Annotated in this window: 1 protein-coding gene; it reads left to right on the top strand. The window is 32.3% G+C overall.

Translation table 11 applies throughout. The features are described 5' to 3' along the window. The first annotated feature begins 347 nt into the window (after positions 1–347). Positions 348–1,241: a patatin-like phospholipase family protein gene (locus AC07YC_RS22770; RefSeq protein WP_036149797.1), complete on the top strand. Its 894-nt coding sequence runs from the start codon at positions 348–350 to the stop codon at positions 1,239–1,241. Positions 1,242–1,486 lie beyond the last annotated feature (245 nt).

The following is a 1,486-nucleotide window of genomic DNA, read 5'->3' as shown; positions in this document are numbered from 1 at the left end:
CTTTAGCGCCGATGGTAGTTGGGGGCTTCCCCCTGTGAGAGTAGGACGTCGCTAGGCAAATAAAGGCAGTCAGCTGTATGCTGGCTGTTTTTTTATTTGAAGTAAAGTTTTTATATAGATATCCATAATTTGATAAAGCAAATCTATTATGGGTACGTAGAAACTTTATGAAACGAATGACTAAATTAATAAGTTGGAAGATCTATTAAATTATTTCATAATCCTAAATGCTATAATAATTCCTTTTTCAGTAATAGTTTGATTTCGACACTAAAATACAAGTTTTAGTTCTAATCGTCAATTTCGATTCTTATAATGTAAAGATTACGAAAAAAAGGAGAGGGAATATGTGGATTGATGGTGTGTTTTCTGGTGGAGGTTTGAAGGGCTTTGCACTCGTGGGGGCTTATCAAGTATTAGAAGCTGAAAATTTCCGTTTTAAACGTGTGGCTGGTACAAGTGCTGGAGCAATTTTAGCTGCGTTCATTGCTGCAGGATATAGTGGTAGAGAAATTGAAATTATGCTAGAAGAGTTAGATGTGCCTTCATTACTCGATTCTAGAAGAACAATACTACCTTTCCCTTTTATGAAATGGATAAATGTTTATAACCATTTAGGTCTGTATAAAGGAAAGGCATTAGAAAAGTGGTTCTTCAAAAAATTGGCCGAAAAAGGTGTCTATACTTTTGGAGATCTACCTAAAGATTCACTAAAGCTAGTCGCTTCAGATATAACTAATGGTAGAATAATTGTATTGCCAGACGATTTACACAAATATCAAATAGATGCCAATAATTTTTCAGTTGCTTGTGCTTTACGTATGAGCTGTGGTATACCATTTTTCTTTGAACCGGTTACTTTAAAGACAGGTAAAGGTGAGTCTGTAATTGTAGATGGAGGTGTTTTAAGTAATTTCCCTTTATGGATTTTTGACGATAGGGAGGGAAGAAAAGTACGACCCATTTTAGGACTTAAATTAAGTAGACGGAGAGAAGAACAGTGTCCTCATGAAATTAAAAATGGATTAAATTTATTTGAAGCATTATTTTCAACTATGAAAGATGCACATGATGAAAGATATATATCAAGAAGACATGAAAGAGATATTATTTTTATTCCTGTAGAAGATTACAGTGCTACGCAATTTGATTTAAATGAAGAAACAAAAGAAACACTCTTAGAAATAGGAAGGAATCGTACCATTCAATTTTTAAGAAACTGGCCACGATTAAGATTATAAAAAAGATTTATAAAAACTATTGACCATTGAAAATAAGCATGTTATTATATAAAAGTTGCTGTTGAGATATGCAACTACTAAAATATAAAAAATAAAATAACTGTTTGACAAACAATATCAAACATGTTATTATATAAAAGTTAGCTCTTAACAAAGTAGCGAACATCAAAATGAACCTTGAAAACTGAACAAGCAAAACGTAATCAATAAAGTTTTTAGTAGCTAGCCTAGCTAGTGAACAAAAC

This window comes from Lysinibacillus sp. GW247-5R2A, assembly GCF_059424475.1.
This window is presented reverse-complemented; position numbering and strand designations above follow the sequence as displayed.

What these genes read in the sequence shown, in the direction of transcription:
- AC07YC_RS22770 (WP_036149797.1), top strand. Translation starts at nt 348, where the DNA reads ATGTGGATTGATGGTGTGTTTTCTGGTGGAGGTTTGAAGGGCTTTGCA.